Raw genomic sequence first — 17008 nt, forward strand, 5'->3', positions numbered from 1 at the left:
CTACAGCGTGCGGCAGTGGCGCCGGTACTCCGTCGGCGAGCGCGCGGTGTGCCGGCGGAACAGCCGGCAGAAGTAGTTGCTATCCTCAAACCCGCAGCGGTGGGCAATCTCTTTAATTTTCATGTCGTAGCCGCGCAGCAGCTTTTTGGCCTGCTCAAGGCGTACCGCCGTCAGGTAATCGTTAAAGCCGGTCTGGCCCGCCTTCTGGAACAGATGCGACAGGTAGTTGGGCGTGATGTGAAAGCGCTTCGCCACGCTGTCGCGGCTGAGCGACTGGCCTGCATTATCGTCCACGTACTCCTGAATCGCCCGCAGCAGCGCCTGGCTTTTGCTGATGCTCGCCGGGAGGTGGGTCAGCTGATCGACGCAGTGGCTGATAAGCCCGGCGAAGGTCAGCCGCAGCGTCGGTTCGGCGGGCAGCAGGGCCAGTTCGTTCATCGCCATCAGCAGATAGGAGCCGACGCGCGGCCCCAGGCGCGCCACGTGCTGTTTGCTGATGCTCTCCATGCCTTTGCCGCTCCAGCGCTGCAGGCTGAAGCCGAGCTTCTGCTTGCTGAACAGGATGCTGAGCGTCAGGGCGGGCGCGTCCCACTGCGGCAGATTCCAGCGCCCGGCCGGAATGTAGAGCGCCTGCTGCGCCCGCAGGCGGTCGTCTCCGGCGGGCAGGCAGCCGTCGCGCACCTCGCCCTCCAGCACGATTTCCAGCCGGGGAAAGGGGACGCACATCGACAGCGCCGGGGCGGGCGGGCGCTGAACGGGAAAACGTACGCTCCAGCGTCCCGGCTGCGCGGCTATCCCGCGCAGCAGGTCAACCAGCGGTTCTGACATGCTCTGCTCCTTAATTATCTGGACTATGCGCCGCCTCACGCTTTCGCATTAAGAGCACAATCGTCCAGTTTTGCGTATCTCTCTCATACAGAATCCGCCGTCTCTTTGCAGTATTTTTACTCGTATGTTGTGAAATGGTTAACGTAAAGAGGTGCGAGATGGAGAAGCAGGCAGAAGTATGGCTGGAAGCGCTCGGCGCAGGGGCCGAACTGACGGCAAAGATGCGCGATGAGCTGGATACCCTGGGCTATACCGTTGTGGAGGGCGTTGCCGACGCGGCCTGGCTGGCGGCAATGCGCGAGCGCCTCGATGCCCTGGTGGTGGAAGAGGGCGATAACCTGGCGATAGAGCATCACCAGGAGGCGACCGCGACCCGCATCGCCAACCTGGTTAACAAGGGCGTCGTGTGGGAGAAAGTGTGGTGCCATCCGCTGATCCTCTCGGCCTGCCGCTACGTCTTCAACGGCGAATTTAAGCTCTCCAGCCTCAACGCCCGCGAGGCGCTGCGCGACGGCGGCCATCAGCCCCTGCACGCCGACTGGAAGCGGCCGCGCGCGGATTTTCCGAAGGTGCATCTGGTCAATACCATCTGGGCTATTGACGATCTCAGCGCCGCCAACGGCGCGCCGAGGATTGTTCCCGCCACCCACCTGCGCCGCGAGCTGCCGGAAGAGGCGCTGGCGGATGTCGATGCGCCGCACCCTGACGAAGTGATTTTTGAGGCCCCGGCGGGCAGCGTGATGATCTATAACGCCCACGCCTGGCACGGCGGCACGCGCAACGCGGAGGGCAGCCGCCGCCGGGTGCTGCACGGGCTCTATATTGACCGGAATGATGTCGCCCAGCAGGACCAGCGCCGCTGGCTGAGGCCGGAAACCGCCGGGCGCTTAACCCCGGCGCAGAAGTGGCTGCTGGACGTGGAGTAGAAAGACGCCCGGCGAAAGGGCGGCGCCAGCGCCGTAATTTACGCTATCAGGCGCGGGTGGCGATCAGAATAGCCGACGCCTTTACCAGGGCAATGACCCGGCTGCCCGCTGCCAGCTTCATCTCATGCTGGCTTTCGTTGGTGATCACCGCCACCAGTTCAAATCCGGCGTCGGTTTTAATATGCACCGTGGCGTTTACCGCCCCTTCGGTCACCTGCGAGACGCTGCCGGCAAACTGGTTGCGGGCGGAGAATTTCAGCCCGCAGTCCTCTGAGGCGAGCGTCACCCACGGCGCCTTAATCAGCGCGATGGCCTCTTTTCCCGCCGCCAGGCCCAGCGCCTCGCGGCTGCTGTGGGTGACGATGGCGACAAGCTTCGCGCCGCCGTCGAGGGTCAGTTCAATTTCATCGTTTACCGCGCCGGTTTCTACGGCGCTGACCTTACCGGCCAGCTGATTGCGTGCTGATACAGACATACTGCCTCCATTCTGTGGGTGATACGTTGTTATAGACCGTGCGGGCCGACTACACCAGCGCATCCTTATCAATTCCCAGCCGCTTCATGCGCGACAGCAGGGTAGTGCGCTTAAGCCCCAGCCTCTGCGCCGCGCCTTTCGGGCCGGAGACCACGCCGTTGCTCTCCTTCAGCACCCGGACGATCTGCTGGTATTCGTCTTCGCCGTCGCGCGGCGGCTCGGCGGCAGGGGCCGGGGCGGGGCGGCGGCTGATGCTCATCTCCGGCAGCGACAGCTGCAGCACGCTGCCGCGCGTCAGCAGCACGGCGCGCTCGATGACGTTTTCCAGCTCGCGCACGTTGCCTGGCCACTCCATGCTCGCCAGCTGGTGGAGGGTATCCGCCGGAATGCTGTCTATCTGTCGTCCGAGGCGCCTGGCGATTTTGGCGGTGAAGGCCTTGACCAGCAGGGGAATGTCCTGCGGGCGCTCGCGCAGCGGCGGCAGGCAGATCGGGAAGACGTTGAGGCGGTAGTAGAGATCGCTGCGGAACTCGCGGTCCATCACCATCTTTTTCAGATCCCGGTTGGTGGCGGCGATCAGCCGCACGTCGGTGCGGATCAGCTTATTGCTGCCGAGGCGCTCGAACTCCTGTTCCTGCAGCACGCGCAGCAGCTTGGGCTGCAGCTCCAGCGGCATATCGCCCACTTCGTCGAGAAACAGCGAACTTTTATCCGCCAGCTCAAAGCGGCCGATGCGCTGGGCGCTGGCGCCGGTGAAGGCCCCGCGCTCGTGGCCGAACAGATCGCTCTCCAGCAGCCCGGCGGGCATGGCGGCGCAGTTCATTTTGACCATCCGCCGCCGGTTACGGCCGCTGAGGTTGTGGATCGCTCGGGCAAAAAGCTCCTTGCCGGTGCCGGTTTCGCCGAGGATCAGCACGGTGCTGTCGCTCTGGGCCACCATCTCCACCTGGCGCAGCACGTTAGTGATAGCGTCGCTGCGCCCGATGATCTCCCCGAACTCGCCGTCGACGTTGTTCAGCTGTTCGGTCAGGGCAAGGTTCTCGTCCACCAGCCGCTCCTTCAGGCGGTGGATCTCCTGATAGGCCAGCGCGTTATCGACGGCAATCGACACGCGCTCGGCTATCTGGCGCAGCAGCCGCAGGTTGGCGGTGGTGAAGACCTTTTCATCGCACTGGGCCAGCTTCAGCACGCCGATCATGGTGTCGCCGGACATCAGCGGCAGCAGGCACAGGGTCTGGATCTTATTGCCCCAGATGCGGAACAGCATCCGCTCGTAGGGGGCCATGGCGTCATGCGCCTGCAGGTTGATGAGCAGCATCTCCTTGCTCTTGAATACCCGCTCGGACAGCGTGCCGCTCTCGTCGCACTCGGTGCGGTCGTGCACCGGGCTGTCCGCCTCCAGATAGTGGGAGGAGTAAACGCTGAGTTTGCCCTTGCGGCTGCTGCGCAGCGCCACGCTGATGGCGTCGATGCGAAAGTAGTGGTGGATCTCTTTCGCCACTTCGCCCACCAGCTCCTCGATGTCGAGGCGCGACAGCACGGCGTTAGTGATAGCCACCAGAATGCGGAAGTTATCGCGCTCGTGGCACAGCAGATCGTAGTCGACGTTGTTACTCATCCGGCTCTGGATCTGCTCGCTGACCACCGCCACGATTTGCGCCAGCATATGCAGGCGCTGGAGCTCTTTTTCGCTCCACGGCCGATCGTCGCGGCGGATAAACTCGCAGCCGCCGAAGATGCGGCCCTCGGCGGCCAGCGGCAGCAGGGCGTAATGGGCGAAGGCGGGATAGAGGCCGCCGTCCGCCAGCTGCGGCCAGGCTTCAACAAACTCTCCGGCGCGGCAGAGCAGGGTCTCCGGGCGCGACAGCAGGCGGCGCACCGGTCCGTGGGCAAGGACAGTTTCATCCTCATACTCCACCGGCTCCGCGCTCTCATCGTGGGCGTAGTAGCGGGCGCGATGGTAGCCCGGCGTCCAGAGGATAATCGCCGCCCTGTCGGCCAGCGCGGCGCGCTTCACCAGGCCGGTGAGCGCGTGGCTGAGGCCGGTCAGATCCGGCTGCTGTAACAGCGTTCGGGTAATATCGAACAGCCCCTGCTGTCCGAGCTCGCCCATCGGGGTATATGACATTGCAATTGTCCACAAGCGCCGGCGGTGCGGCGCAAAAAAAGAGATTTAATAATAGTAAATCGTGCTCAGCAGATGCGCGGCAGCGGCTCTGCGTGAGGTAAATCAAGCGTGCGTTTAATACCGTAGAGTCCGTTAAGGCGTACGCCGGGTTTTGCTACCACGTCGCCAATCAGCGCCGCGTCGCGCCCCAGCGGATGGGCGCGCAGCCGGGCCAGCGCTTCACCGGCGCAGGCGCTGTCGACGCCAATCACCAGCTTGCCCTCGTTGGCAAAGTTGAGGGCGTCCAGCCCCAACAGCTCGCAGACGCCGCGCACCGCCGGTTTCAGCGGCAGCGCCGCTTCGTTAATTTCAATCCCGCAGCCGCTGGCGGCGGCAAACTCGTGGGCCACGGCGTTGACGCCGCCGCGGGTGGCGTCGCGCAGCGCCTTCACGCCGGGAATATCGCGCAGGGTCTGGATCAGCGGCGTCAGCACCGCGCAGTCGCTGGCCAGCTCCCCCTCCAGGCCCAGCCCTTCGCGCAGATTAAGGATCGCCGCGCCGTGATCGCCGAGGGTGCCGGACACCAGCAGCACGTCGCCCGCCGCCAGCCGCTGCGCGCCCCAGTGGATCTCCGCCGGAATGGCGCCGATGCCGGCGGTATTGATAAACAGCTTATCGACGCCGCCGCGCGGCACCACCTTGGTGTCGCCGGTAACGATGGCGATCCCGGCCTCGCGCGCGGTCTGCGCCATGCTCGTCACCACCTGCTCCAGCAGGGCCATCTCCAGACCCTCTTCGATGATAAAGCCGCAGGAGAGGTACTCCGGCAGCGCGCCGCTCACCGCCACGTCGTTGGCGGTGCCGCACACCGCCAGCTTGCCGATGTTGCCGCCGGGAAAGAACAGCGGATCGATGACGTAGCTGTCGGTGGAGAACGCCAGCCGGTCGCCGCGGGCGGTCAGCGCCGCGAGGCTCAGGCGGGCCTGATCTTCCTGCTCTGCCAGCCACGGATTGTCAAACGCCTGCATAAACAGGTCGTTAATCAGCTGCTGCATGGCCTGGCCGCCGCTGCCGTGGGCTATCTGGATACTCTTCATTGGCTGTTTTCCTGGCTGTGATTTTCCTGACTGCGATACTGATACCAGGCGGCGCACGCGCCCTCGGAGGAGACCATCAGCGCGCCGAAGGCGCTCTGCGGATTGCAGGTGCTGCCAAACAGCGGGCACTGGTGCGGCTTGCAGCGCCCGGTCAGCACCTCGCCGCAGCGGGCGCGCGGATCGTCGCAGGCCGCCTGCGGCGCCGGGCGAAAGTGCGCTTCGGCGTCAAACTGCTGATAGGGCGCGGTCAGCCGCACCCCGGAGTCTTCAATCAGCCCCAGCCCGCGCCACTCGCTGTCGCCGGTGACGGTAAACACCTCGGCGATGGCGGCCTGCGCCAGCCGGTTGCCGTCGTCCGGCACCACGCGGCGGTACTGGTTTTCGACCCGGCTGCGGTGCGCTATTTTCTGCTCAACCAGCATGCTGACGCCTTGCAGTAGATCAAGGGGTTCAAATCCAGCCACCACTAAAGGCCGCTGATAGTCGTCGCTGATGAAAGTATAGGCTTCGGTGCCGATCACCATGCTGACGTGTCCGGGGGCGAGGAACGCGTCGATGGCGTTGTCCGGCTGCTCCAGCAGGCTTTTCAGCGTCGGGATAAGCGTGATGTGCTGGCAGAAAAAGAAGAAGTTCTCCACCGCCAGCCGCTTCGCCTGCTGCAGGGTGATGGCGGTGGCGGGCATGGTGGTCTCAAACCCCAGGCCGAAAAACACCACTTTGCGGTCCGGGTTCTGCTGCGCCAGCTTGAGGGCGTCCATCGGCGAATAGACGATGCGCACATCGGCGCCGCGCGCTTTCGCCTGCATCAGCGAGCCGCTGCGCCCCGGCACCCGCATCGCGTCGCCGAAGGTGCAGAAAATCACCTCGGGGCGGGCGGCAATCTCGTTACAGGTATCGATCCGGCCCATCGGCAGGACGCACACCGGGCAGCCGGGGCCGTGGATAAATTCGATGTTCTCCGGCAGCAGCTGGTCGAGGCCAAACTTAAAGATGGCGTGGGTATGGCCGCCGCACACCTCCATAATGCGCAGCGGTCGCGCGGCGGTATAGTCCAGCAGGGCCGCGCGCTGCTTCAGACGGGCGATAAGTTTCATTACCTGCTCCGGGGCGCGGTACTCGTCAACGAAGCGCATGGCTACTCCTCGCCGTAGAGCAGAGCGCCGACGTCCGGTTCGACCTCAAACATGTTTTGCAGCGCCGCCAGCGTATCCCGCGCCTCGGCTTCATTAATCACGCTCATGGCGAAGCCGACGTGGACCAGCACCCACTGGCCGAGGCGCGGCTCGCCTTGCTCATCGCAGGCGCCGACCAGCGTCAGGTCAACGTCGCGCTGGATGCCGCAGACGTCCACCTTCGCCAGATTGCCGTCGATACGGGCGATCTGCCCCGGAATGCCTATGCACATTGCTGCGCCTCCAGCCAGTTCAGCCACTGCTCCATGCCGTCGCCTTTGGTGGCGCTGACCGGCAGGATCTCAATCTCCGGGTTGACCGCCCGGGCGTTGGCGATGCAGGCCTCGACGTCGAAATCGAGATAGGGCAGCAGATCGACCTTGTTGAGCAGCATCAGCGACGCGGCGGCGAACATGTGCGGGTACTTGAGCGGCTTATCTTCGCCCTCGGTGACCGAGAGTACCGCCACCTTGTGGCGCTCGCCGAGGTCAAAGCTCGCCGGGCACACCAGGTTGCCGACGTTTTCAATAAACAGAATGCCGCCGTCGTCCAGCGGCAGGCGCGGCGCGGCGTCGGCGATCATCTGCGCGTCGAGATGGCAGCCCTTGCCGGTGTTGACCTGAATCGCCGGGGTGCCGGTGGCGCGGATGCGCGCAGCGTCGTTGACCGTCTGCTGGTCGCCCTCAATCACCGCGCAGGCGGTGTTGCCCTTCAGGCGCAGCAGGGTTTCGCTCAGCAGGGTGGTTTTGCCGGAGCCGGGGCTGGAGACCAGATTGAGCACCAGCTGGCGCGAGGCGAGGAAGCGGGCGCGGTTGCGCTCCGCGATCCGGTTGTTCTTATCGAGAACGTCAATTTCCACTTCCAGCATCTTGCGCTGGCTGATGCCCGGCGCGTGGGTGCCCGCGTCGCCGCGGCCGTAGTGCAGATCGCCCTCGGCGGAGCGCTCGGGGCTGAAGTCGGGATGTTTAATGCCGATAATGCGGATCGCCGGACGCGAGGCTGGCGCAAACGGCGCGCTGCGAAAGGCGGAGTGCGGGTTGTGCTCGTCGCCTTCAATATAACGGTTGCCGTCGGCGCAGCCGCAGGTAGTACACATAATTTACTCCTCAGAAATCTCAATTCGCCGGATCTGCATACCGTCGTCGGCCACGATCCGTAATTCGCCGCTGCCGCACTGCGGGCAGCGCCGGACGTGCTGCGACAGCAGATGGACGTACTCCCGGCAGGCGGGGCACCAGCACTCGGCCCGCTCCTCTTCAATATGCAGCGCGGCGCCTTCGGCCACCGTGCCCCGGCAGACCAGCTCGAAGCAGAAGGTGAGGGCGGCGGGTTCCACGCAGGAGAAGGCGCCGACCTTCAGCCAGACGCCGGTAACCCGGCGGGCGCCGTTCTGCGCCGCCTGCTGCTCAATAATTTCCAGCGCGCGCTGGCAGAGGGTGATTTCGTGCATGTTGCCTCCGGAGGGATGTACCGGCGTAAATGCAATAATAATGCCAGGTATAAAGAGGCCGGATATTCAAAACTGTCGATGTCGACGTCACAATGACGAAAATGACATGTCGTAAACAGCCGGTGTGAGGTTTATTTTTGTTTTAAATCAATAAATTAAAAATTGGCATAGAAAGTGCTTATCCGGCATAACGTTTAAAACCGGATACGCTGAAATGACCATTTGGGAAATGAGTGAAAAGGCGGACTACATCGCCGACCGCCATCGCCGCCAGCAGAAGCTGTGGCACAGCTACTGCAATTCGCTGGTTCAGGGCATAACCCTCTCTAAAGCCCGCCTGCATCACGCCGTGAGCGGCGCCCCGTCAGAAGGGGTGAGCTTCGTGCTGTTCGAGCACTTCATTATTCACGTGACGCTCGATGCCGGCTTCAACAGCCACACCATCCACTACAGCCTTGCAACCCGCGACGGTGACGAGCGTCAGCCGATTGGCCAGGCGCATCTCGGCAGCGACGGCACCGTTGACGACGGCGTCAACTGCCACGACCGCGAGCAGGTGCTGGCCCACTATCTCGACAAAATTGAACCGGTTTATCAGCGCCTGTATGACGCGCTTGAGAACGATCGTCCGGTACGCCTGGCGCAGCTGATGTCAGAGCGGGTGGAACATGCCTGAATACCGCCGCGAGGTGGCGATAAGCGTCAAAAATGACGATTTCGCCGCCTGTTTCGTCAAAAATGACCGTCACCAGAGGATTGCCCGGTGAACCGTTTTGTAATTGCTGACTCCTCCGTCTGCATCGGCTGCCGCACCTGCGAAGCCGCCTGCTCAGAGAACCATCGCCAGCACGGCCTGCAGTCGATGCCGCGCCTGCGGGTGGTGAGAAACGATCGAGAATCCGCGCCGCAGTTGTGCCACCACTGCGAAGACGCGCCCTGTGCCGGGGTTTGCCCGGTTAACGCCATTACCCGCGTCGACGGCGCGGTGCAGCTCAACGAGAGCCTGTGCGTCAGCTGCAAGCTGTGCGGCATCGCCTGCCCGTTCGGGGCTATCGAGTTCAGCGGCAGCCGCCCGCTGGATATTCCCGCCAACGCCAATACGCCGAAGGCGCTGCCCGCGCCGCCGGCGCCCGCCCGCGTCAGCGGCTTTCTCGACTGGGTGCCCGGCGTGCGCGCCGTAGCGGTGAAGTGCGACCTGTGCCAGTTCGACGACCAGGGGCCCGCCTGTGTGCGCACCTGTCCGACTAAGGCCCTGCTGCTGGTGGATATCCGCGATATCGACCAGGCGAGCAGGCGCAAGCGTGAAATGAACATCATGACCGACTACGGCGATCTGTCGCTGCTGCAGTCGCCGGGCGGGGAGGCATAATGACCGTTCTGACTCTGATTAATAGCGCCGCGGGCATTTTTACCGCTGCGGCGCTGCTGGCCTGGCTGCTGAGCTTTAGCAAAACCCTCAGCGGCCTGGCCGCGGGCCTGGGCGGCATGGCCGCCAGCCTGTGCGCGGCGTCTGCCGGGCTGACCGCGCTGCTGAACGCGGCGGCGGTGACCGGCGAAATGCCGATCGTCCACCACCTTATCCAACTGACCCCGCTCAACGCAGTATGGCTGCTAACCCTCGGCCTGTGCGGCCTGTTCGTCAGTCTGTATAACATCGACTGGCATCGTCACCCGCAGGTGAAGTGCAACGGCGGCCTGCTCAATCTGCTGCTGGCCGCCGCCACCTGCGCGGTGGTTGCCGGTAGTCTCGGCGGGCTGGTGGTGATGGCCGAGATCATGGCCCTCTGCGCGGCGTTCCTCACCGGCTGCGCGCAGTCCGGCAAGCTGTGGTTTGCGCTGGGGCGTCTCGGCACGCTGCTGCTGGTCATCGCCTGCTGGCTGACCTGGCAGCGCTACGGCACCCTCGAACTGGCCGAGCTGAATCTGCAGATGCGCATCCTGCCGCTCGGGTCCGACATCTGGCTACCGGGCGTCATCGGCTTCGGCCTGCTGGCGGGGATCATCCCGCTGCACGGCTGGGTGCCGCAGGCCCACGCCAGCGCCAGCGCCCCGGCGGCGGCAATTTTTTCCGGCGTGGTGATGAAGGTTGGCCTGCTCGGTGTGCTCACCTTCTCCCTGCTCGGCGGCCGCCCGCCGCTGTGGTGGGGCATCGCCCTGCTGGTGCTGGGTGCCATCACCGCCTTCGTCGGCGGCCTGTACGCCCTGATGGAGCACAACATCCAGCGTCTGCTGGCCTACCACACCCTGGAGAACATCGGCATTATCCTGCTCGGCCTCGGCGCGGGCGTTACCGGCGTGGCGCTGCACCAGCCGGCGCTGATTGCGCTGGGCATGGTCGGCGGTCTCTATCATCTGATTAACCACACGCTGTTTAAAACCACGCTGTTTCTCGGCGCGGGTAGCATCTGGTTCCGCACCGGCCACCGCGATATCGAGAAGCTGGGCGGCATCGGTAAGCGGATGCCGGTGATTGCGCTGTCGATGCTGGTGGGCCTGATGGCGATGGCGGCCCTGCCGCCGCTTAATGGTTTTGCCGGGGAGTGGGTTATCTATCAGGCCTTCTTCCGCCTGAGCAGCAGCGGCGGCTTCGTCGGCCACCTTATCGGGCCGCTGCTGGCGGTGGGGCTGGCGATTACCGGCGCGCTGGCGGTGATGTGCATGGCGAAAGTCTACGGCGTTACCTTCCTCGGCGCCCCGCGTACCAAAGAGGCGGAGAGTGCCTGCTGCGCGCCGCTGCTGATGGCTATTAGTACCGTCGCGCTGGCCGTTTGCTGCGTTATCGGCGGCGTGGCCGCGCCGTGGCTGCTGCCGCTGCTCGGCAACGCCGTCCCGCTGCCGCTGCGCACCGCCAGCACCGTGGTTTCCCAGCCGATGATTACCCTGCTGCTGATTGCCGCAACGCTGCTGCCGTTCCTGATTGCCGCCCTGATGAAGGGCGACCGCCTGCCTAACCGCACGCGCGGCAAGGCGTGGGTCTGCGGCTACGATCACGAGCAGTCGATGGTGATCACCGCCCACGGCTTTGCCATGCCTGTCAAAGAGGCCTTTGCCCCGGTAATGGCCCTGCGCAGGCACCTGAACCCGGTGCGCTGGGTGCCGGGCTGGCAGAGCGCCGCCGCTCCCGGCCTGCTGCGCGGCATCGCGCTGATTGAGCTGGCGGTGCTGGTTGTGATTGTCGTTTCCCGAGGAGCCGGATTATGAGTCTGCTATTTGCCGTTATTCAGGCGCTGGTGCTGTTTGCCTTCGCGCCGCTGCTGAGCGGCGTCACCCGCGTGCTGCGCGCCCGGCTGCACAACCGGCGCGGGCCGGGGGTGCTGCAGGAGTATCGCGACCTGGTCAAGCTGCTGGGCCGCCAGAGCGTCGCCCCGGCGGCGTCCGGCTGGGTGTTCCGCCTGACGCCGTTCGTGATGGTCGGCATCATGCTGACCATCGCCACCGCGCTGCCGGTGGTGACCGTTGACGCGCCGCTGCCGCCGCTGGGGGATCTGATCACCCTGATCTACCTGTTCGCCCTGGCGCGCTTTTTCTTCTCCATCGCCGGGCTGGATACCGGCAGCCCGTTCACCGCCATCGGCGCCAGCCGCGAGGCGGTGCTCGGCGTGCTGGTGGAGCCGATCCTGCTGCTCGGCCTGTGGGTGGCGGCGCTGGTGGCGAACTCGACCTACGTGGGCAACATTGCCGCCACCGTGCTGCACTGGCCCGCGGCACGCAGCCTGCCGCTGGCGCTTGCGCTGTGCGCCTGCGCCTTCGCCACCTTTATTGAGATGGGCAAGCTGCCGTTCGACCTCGCGGAAGCCGAGCAGGAGCTGCAGGAAGGGCCGCTGACCGAATACAGCGGCAGCGGCTTCGCGGTGCTCAAGTGGGGCATCAGCCTCAAGCAGCTGGTGGTGCTGCAGATGTTCCTCGGCGTGTTTCTGCCCTGGGGCCAGATGGAGAGCTTCTCCGTCGGCGGCCTGCTGCTGGCGGTGGTTATCGCTGTCGTTAAGCTGCTGGCGGGCGTACTGATCATCGCCCTGTTCGAAAACGGCATGGCGCGCCTGCGCTTCAACGCCACCTCCCGGGTCACCTGGGCCGGGTTTGGTTTCGCCTTTTTAGCCTTCGTCTCCTTGCTGGTGGCGTGATTTAAGAGAGTTTTAGCATGTCTGAACAAAAAATCGGTCAACACTACCTGGCGGCGCTGCACGAGGCTTTTCCCGGCGTGGTGCTGGATGAAGCCTGGCAAACCAAAGACCAGCTGACCCTCACCGTCAAGCTGAACTACCTGCCGGAAGTGGTGGAGTTTCTCTACTACAAGCAGGGCGGCTGGCTGTCGGTGCTGTTCGGCAACGACGAGCGCAAGCTCAACGGCCACTACGCCGTCTACTACGTGCTGTCGATGGAGCAGGGCACGAAGTGCTGGATCACCGTGCGCGTGGAGGTGGACGCCAACAAGCCGGAATATCCGTCCGTCACGCCGCGCGTGCCCGCCGCCGTATGGGGCGAGCGCGAAGTGCGCGACATGTACGGCCTGGTACCGGTGGGCCTGCCGGACGAGCGCCGCCTGGTGCTGCCGGACGACTGGCCGGATGAACTCTATCCGTTGCGCAAGGACAGCATGGACTACCGCCAGCGCCCGGCGCCGACCACCGACAGCGAAACCTACGAGTTCATCAACGAACTGGGCACGAAGAAAAATAACGTCGTGCCGATCGGTCCGCTGCACGTCACCTCCGACGAGCCGGGCCACTTCCGCCTGTTCGTCGACGGCGAAAACATCATCGACGCCGACTACCGCCTGTTCTACGTCCACCGCGGCATGGAGAAGCTGGCGGAAACCCGCATGGGCTACAACGAAGTCACCTTCCTGTCGGACCGCGTGTGCGGCATCTGCGGCTTCGCCCACAGCACCGCCTACACCACCTCGGTAGAGAACGCGATGGGCATCGCGGTGCCGGAGCGGGCGCAAACGATCCGCGCCATTCTGCTGGAGGTGGAGCGTCTGCACTCGCACCTGCTCAACCTCGGGCTGGCCTGCCACTTCACCGGCTTCGACTCCGGCTTTATGCAGTTCTTCCGGGGGCGCGAAACCTCGATGAAGATGGCGGAAATTCTGACCGGCGCGCGTAAAACCTACGGCCTGAACCTGATCGGCGGCATCCGCCGCGATCTGCTCAAGGATGACATGATCCAGACCCGCCAGCTGGCGCAGCAGATGCGCCGAGAGGTACAGGATCTGGTAGAGATGCTGCTCAGCACCCCGAATATCGACCAGCGCACCGTCGGCGTCGGCCGCCTTGACCCGGAGATTGCCCGCGACTTCAGCAACGTCGGCCCGATGGTGCGCGCCAGCGGCCACGCCCGCGACACCCGCGCCGATCACCCGTTCGTCGGCTACGGCCTGCTGCCGATGGAAGTCCACAGCGAGCAGGGCTGCGACGTGATTTCGCGCCTTAAGGTGCGCATCAACGAGGTCTACACCGCGCTGAACATGATTGACTACGGCCTCGACAACCTGCCGGGCGGCCCGCTGATGGTGGAGGGTTTCACCTATATCCCGAACCGCTTCGCGCTCGGCTTCTCGGAGGCGCCGCGCGGGGACGATATCCACTGGAGCATGACCGGCGACAACCAGAAGCTGTACCGCTGGCGCTGCCGGGCGGCGACCTACGCCAACTGGCCGACCCTGCGCTACATGCTGCGCGGCAACACGGTGTCCGACGCGCCGCTGATCATCGGCAGCCTCGATCCGTGCTACTCCTGCACTGACCGCATGACGGTGGTGGACGTGCGCAAGAAGAAGAGCAAAACGGTGCCGTACAAAGAGCTTGAGCGCTACAGCATTGAGCGCAAGAACTCGCCGCTGAAATAGGACACAGCCATGTTTAATTTCATTAAAAAAGCGATCAAAACCGGCACCGCCACCAGCAGTTATCCGCTGGAGCCGATCCCGGTAGACAAAAACTTTCGCGGCAAGCCGGAGCACAACCCGCAGCAGTGCATCGGCTGCGCCGCCTGCGTCAACGCCTGCCCGTCTAACGCCCTGACGGTAGAAACCGATCTGGCGGAGGGGCAACTCGCCTGGCAGTTTAACCTCGGGCGCTGCATCTTCTGCGGCCGCTGCGAAGAGGTCTGCCCGACGGCGGCGATTAAGCTCTCCCAGGCCTACGAGCTGGCGGTGTGGAAAAAAGAGGCCTTCCTCACCCGGTCGCGCTTCGACATCTGCGCCTGCCGCGTCTGCCAGCGCCCCTTCGCCGTGCAGAAAGAGATCGATTACGCCATCGCCCTGCTGGCGCACAATGGCGACAGCCGCGCCGAGTCGCACCGCGAAAGCTTTGAGACCTGCCCGGCCTGCAAGCGCCAGAAGTGCCTGGTGCCGTCTGACCGCATTGAACTGACTCGCCACATGAGAGAGGCCAGCTAATGAGTAACTTACTGGGGCCGCGCGACGAAAACGGCCTGCCCGTCCCGATGAGCGTGGACGAGTCCATCGCCAGCATGAAGGCGTCGCTGCTGAAAAAAATCAAGCGCTCCGCCTACGTTTACCGCGTCGACTGCGGCGGCTGCAACGGCTGCGAGATTGAGATCTTCGCCACACTTTCGCCGCTGTTCGACGCCGAGCGCTTCGGCATCAAGGTAGTGCCCTCGCCGCGCCACGCCGATATTCTGCTGTTCACCGGGGCGGTGACCCGCGCCATGCGATCGCCGGCGCTGCGCGCCTGGGAATCGGCACCGGATCCGAAAATCTGCATCTCCTACGGTGCCTGCGGCAACAGCGGCGGCATCTTCCACGACCTGTACTGCGTCTGGGGCGGCACCGACAAAATCGTCCCGGTTGACGTCTACATCCCCGGCTGCCCGCCGACGCCCGCCGCCACCCTGTACGGCTTCGCCATGGCGCTGGGCCTGCTGGAGCAGAAAATCCACGCCCGCGAACCGGGCGAGCGGGACAATCAGCCGGCGCAGATCCTGCATCCGCAAATGGTGCAGCCCCTGCGGGTGCAGGTGGACCGCGCCGCGCGCAAACTGGCGGGCTACCGCTATGGCCGCCAGATCGCCGACGACTACCTGCGCCAGCTGGAGCAGGGCGACGGGCAGGTGCAGCGCTGGCTCGATGCTGAGAGCGATCCGCGCCTCACCGAGATCGTCACCCATCTCAATCAGGTGGTTGAGGAGGCGCGCATCCGATGAGTGAAACGGTGGTGTTCAGCCAGCTGAGCCGCAAGTTTATTGACGAAAACGACGCCACGCCGGACGCGGCGCAGCAGGTGGTCTACTACAGCCTGGCGATTGGCCACCACCTCGGCGTCATCGACTGCCTGGAGGCGGCCCTGAGCTGCCCGTGGGAGGACTACCTGGCGTGGATCGGCACCCTGGAGGCGGGCAGCGACGCCCGCCGCAAAATGGAGGGCGTACCGAAGTACGGCGAGATCGTCATCGATATTAACCACGTGGTGATGCTGGCGCAGGCGTTTGACGCCGCGCGGGCCACCCAGACCGACGCGCAGAAGGCCTGGAGCAATCAGCTGCTCGGCATGCTGCACGATATCCATCAGGAAAACGCCATCTACCTGATGGTAAGGAGACTCCGTGACTGACGTACTGCTTTGCGTAGGCAACAGCATGATGGGCGACGACGGCGCCGGCCCGCTGCTGGCGGAAATGTGCGCCGCCGGGGCACCCGGCAGCTGGACGGTGCTCGACGGCGGCAGCGCCCCGGAAAACGAAGTGGTCGCCATTCGCGCCATGAAGCCTTCCCGGCTGCTGATCGTCGATGCCACCGACATGGGCCTGGACCCCGGCGAGATCCGCATCGTCGATCCCGACGACATCGCCGAGATGTTTATGATGACCACCCACAATATGCCGCTGAACTACCTGGTGGATCAGCTGCGCGACGACGTGGGCGAGGTGATTTTTCTTGGGATCCAGCCGGATATTGTTGGGTTTTATTTTCCGATGACGGAGAAGATTAAAGCGGCGGTTGAGGTGGTGTATCAGCGGCTGGCTGGCTGGGAGGGAAACGGCGGGTTTGAGGCGCTTTGATTGGGCGTATTAGCCCGGATTTGACCGGGCGTGGCGATGGCACAGAGGCAGACTTGTTTGACGGTCTGCTTTGTGCCAGGAGCGGACATGATATACCGCAGGTCAGATGACCAAATTCAACAAGCCACTTCACTACATGTGGTAGCATAAGTACGATGGAATTTACTTAAAAGGAATGCCAATGAATTTAAAACCCCTGCTCTGTCTTGTTTTTATACTACTAACTGGATGTGTGGTCGGTCCGTATGGAGGGGGGGTAGCGTTTATAAATCCAATCTCTTTGATTACCGCCCCAAAGGATTATGGGACTGAAATAACTAATCTTGAGTATGACGAGTTGCAAAAAATTGAGAATACATCAGGCAATATTAAAGTGTCACTCGTATCAAAAGATGAGCTAAAACCTACAACAGCAATGATACTTCTCGAATTTCGTAGGAATGACCGAGAATATGGTATTTTGAAGTATAGGGTTTCTCATGCGCGTTCTGCTAATGGATCCTATAACATTCCAGCCATTATCGCGAAAAACAAAGATTATTATTTATCAGATATTACAGTCATCATTGCTCAGGATAGCGATTTATCAAAAAAACGGAACGGTGGTGACTGGAGTAGATCTTATGTTGTGCAAATAAACAATATTGAGCACAGCAAAGGTGACGACAAGATAGTAACCAGCAACAATCATAATCTGCATATTGTAAATTGCTCTAAATCCTTTGCCGACTCAGATACCGCCAAAGGGGGAGATGAGGTGTATACAGTTCAGATAGAAGCAAAATACTACGATGCGACCCTCTACAACCGTATGAGCTACTGGATAGGGCGGCACGGAAATTCAGATACAAGCATTTAAGCGCAGAGAAGCTTTTCGAAAACTCTGTTTTTGAGGCTTAACTCAATCACTATGTTGAATCGCCGCAGTTTC

The 17008-nt window shown here is 63.1% G+C and carries 19 protein-coding genes; 11 read left to right on the forward strand and 8 right to left on the reverse strand.

Features of this window, described 5'->3' with window-relative positions; genetic code table 11:
- Positions 1-828 carry a helix-turn-helix transcriptional regulator gene (locus tag ENGE1_RS11580; RefSeq protein WP_048253344.1) on the reverse strand — a complete coding sequence of 276 codons (828 nt, stop codon included), beginning with the start codon at positions 826-828 and terminating at the stop codon, positions 1-3.
- Positions 829-986: 158 nt separating this feature from the next.
- On the opposite strand from ENGE1_RS11580, the gene ENGE1_RS11585 reads away from it, so the two are divergent.
- On the forward strand, positions 987-1754 hold the full coding sequence (locus ENGE1_RS11585) for a phytanoyl-CoA dioxygenase family protein (protein ID WP_048253343.1): 768 nt from the start codon (positions 987-989) through the stop codon (positions 1752-1754).
- Between the two features lie 46 nt (positions 1755-1800).
- On the opposite strand, the gene ENGE1_RS11590 is transcribed toward ENGE1_RS11585, so the two are convergent.
- The 7 genes from ENGE1_RS11590 to hypA form a co-directional block, all read right to left on the reverse strand.
- On the reverse strand, positions 1801-2229 hold the full coding sequence (locus ENGE1_RS11590) for a TOBE domain-containing protein (protein ID WP_043082286.1): 429 nt from the start codon (positions 2227-2229) through the stop codon (positions 1801-1803).
- A gap of 49 nt (positions 2230-2278) precedes the next feature.
- Positions 2279-4357, reverse strand: a complete 2079-nt coding sequence (gene flhA, locus ENGE1_RS11595) for a formate hydrogenlyase transcriptional activator FlhA (protein WP_048273224.1) — start codon at positions 4355-4357, stop codon at positions 2279-2281.
- Positions 4358-4422: 65 nt separating this feature from the next.
- Positions 4423-5433, reverse strand: a complete 1011-nt coding sequence (gene hypE / locus ENGE1_RS11600; protein WP_048253341.1) for a hydrogenase expression/formation protein HypE — start codon at positions 5431-5433, stop codon at positions 4423-4425.
- A complete protein-coding gene (hypD, locus tag ENGE1_RS11605) occupies positions 5430-6566 on the reverse strand; it encodes a hydrogenase formation protein HypD (protein WP_043082290.1) in 1137 nt (378 codons plus the stop codon). The genes hypE and hypD overlap by 4 nt, the downstream gene beginning before the upstream one ends.
- Positions 6567-6568: 2 nt before the next feature.
- Entirely contained in the window at positions 6569-6838 is a 270-nt protein-coding gene (locus ENGE1_RS11610) for a HypC/HybG/HupF family hydrogenase formation chaperone (protein WP_048253340.1), read from the reverse strand.
- Positions 6829-7701: a hydrogenase nickel incorporation protein HypB gene (hypB, locus tag ENGE1_RS11615; RefSeq protein WP_048273225.1), complete on the reverse strand. Its 873-nt coding sequence runs from the start codon at positions 7699-7701 to the stop codon at positions 6829-6831. The genes ENGE1_RS11610 and hypB overlap by 10 nt, the downstream gene beginning before the upstream one ends.
- 3 nt (positions 7702-7704) lie before the next feature.
- Positions 7705-8055, reverse strand: coding sequence for a hydrogenase maturation nickel metallochaperone HypA (gene hypA / locus ENGE1_RS11620; RefSeq protein WP_043082296.1), 351 nt, complete (start codon positions 8053-8055; stop codon positions 7705-7707).
- A gap of 214 nt (positions 8056-8269) precedes the next feature.
- Here hypA and hycA point away from each other — a divergent pair, with 214 nt between their 5' ends.
- The 10 genes from hycA (at position 8270) to ENGE1_RS11670 (ending at position 16936) form a co-directional block, all read left to right on the forward strand.
- Positions 8270-8731 carry a formate hydrogenlyase regulator HycA gene (gene hycA, locus ENGE1_RS11625; RefSeq protein WP_048253338.1) on the forward strand — a complete coding sequence of 154 codons (462 nt, stop codon included), beginning with the start codon at positions 8270-8272 and terminating at the stop codon, positions 8729-8731.
- Between the two features lie 87 nt (positions 8732-8818).
- Positions 8819-9424, forward strand: a complete 606-nt coding sequence (locus tag ENGE1_RS11630) for a 4Fe-4S dicluster domain-containing protein (protein WP_043082300.1) — start codon at positions 8819-8821, stop codon at positions 9422-9424.
- Complete coding sequence (gene hycC, locus ENGE1_RS11635) at positions 9424-11256, forward strand: formate hydrogenlyase subunit 3 (RefSeq protein WP_048273226.1); 1833 nt, start codon at positions 9424-9426, stop codon at positions 11254-11256. The genes ENGE1_RS11630 and hycC overlap by 1 nt, the downstream gene beginning before the upstream one ends.
- On the forward strand, positions 11253-12176 hold the full coding sequence (locus tag ENGE1_RS11640; RefSeq protein ID WP_043082303.1) for a respiratory chain complex I subunit 1 family protein: 924 nt from the start codon (positions 11253-11255) through the stop codon (positions 12174-12176). Before hycC ends, ENGE1_RS11640 begins: the two co-directional genes overlap by 4 nt.
- A 17-nt stretch (positions 12177-12193) precedes the next feature.
- Positions 12194-13903, forward strand: coding sequence for a formate hydrogenlyase subunit HycE (hycE, locus tag ENGE1_RS11645; protein ID WP_064360618.1), 1710 nt, complete (start codon positions 12194-12196; stop codon positions 13901-13903).
- Positions 13904-13912: 9 nt separating this feature from the next.
- The gene (locus tag ENGE1_RS11650; RefSeq protein ID WP_048253335.1) at positions 13913-14455 is read left to right on the forward strand and encodes a formate hydrogenlyase complex iron-sulfur subunit; all 543 of its coding nucleotides are present in this window, start codon (positions 13913-13915) and stop codon (positions 14453-14455) included.
- On the forward strand, positions 14455-15222 hold the full coding sequence (locus ENGE1_RS11655; RefSeq protein WP_043082307.1) for an NADH-quinone oxidoreductase subunit B family protein: 768 nt from the start codon (positions 14455-14457) through the stop codon (positions 15220-15222). Before ENGE1_RS11650 ends, ENGE1_RS11655 begins: the two co-directional genes overlap by 1 nt.
- Complete coding sequence (locus ENGE1_RS11660; protein WP_043082308.1) at positions 15219-15629, forward strand: formate hydrogenlyase maturation HycH family protein; 411 nt, start codon at positions 15219-15221, stop codon at positions 15627-15629. The genes ENGE1_RS11655 and ENGE1_RS11660 overlap by 4 nt, the downstream gene beginning before the upstream one ends.
- Complete coding sequence (hycI, locus tag ENGE1_RS11665; protein ID WP_048253334.1) at positions 15622-16077, forward strand: hydrogenase maturation peptidase HycI; 456 nt, start codon at positions 15622-15624, stop codon at positions 16075-16077. The genes ENGE1_RS11660 and hycI overlap by 8 nt, the downstream gene beginning before the upstream one ends.
- A 181-nt stretch (positions 16078-16258) precedes the next feature.
- The gene (locus tag ENGE1_RS11670) at positions 16259-16936 is read left to right on the forward strand and encodes a hypothetical protein (RefSeq protein WP_048253333.1); all 678 of its coding nucleotides are present in this window, start codon (positions 16259-16261) and stop codon (positions 16934-16936) included.
- Positions 16937-17008 lie beyond the last annotated feature (72 nt).

Origin of the sequence: Pluralibacter gergoviae ATCC 33028 = NBRC 105706 (assembly GCF_001598855.1) — a bacterium.
Classification (GTDB): domain Bacteria; phylum Pseudomonadota; class Gammaproteobacteria; order Enterobacterales; family Enterobacteriaceae; genus Pluralibacter; species Pluralibacter gergoviae.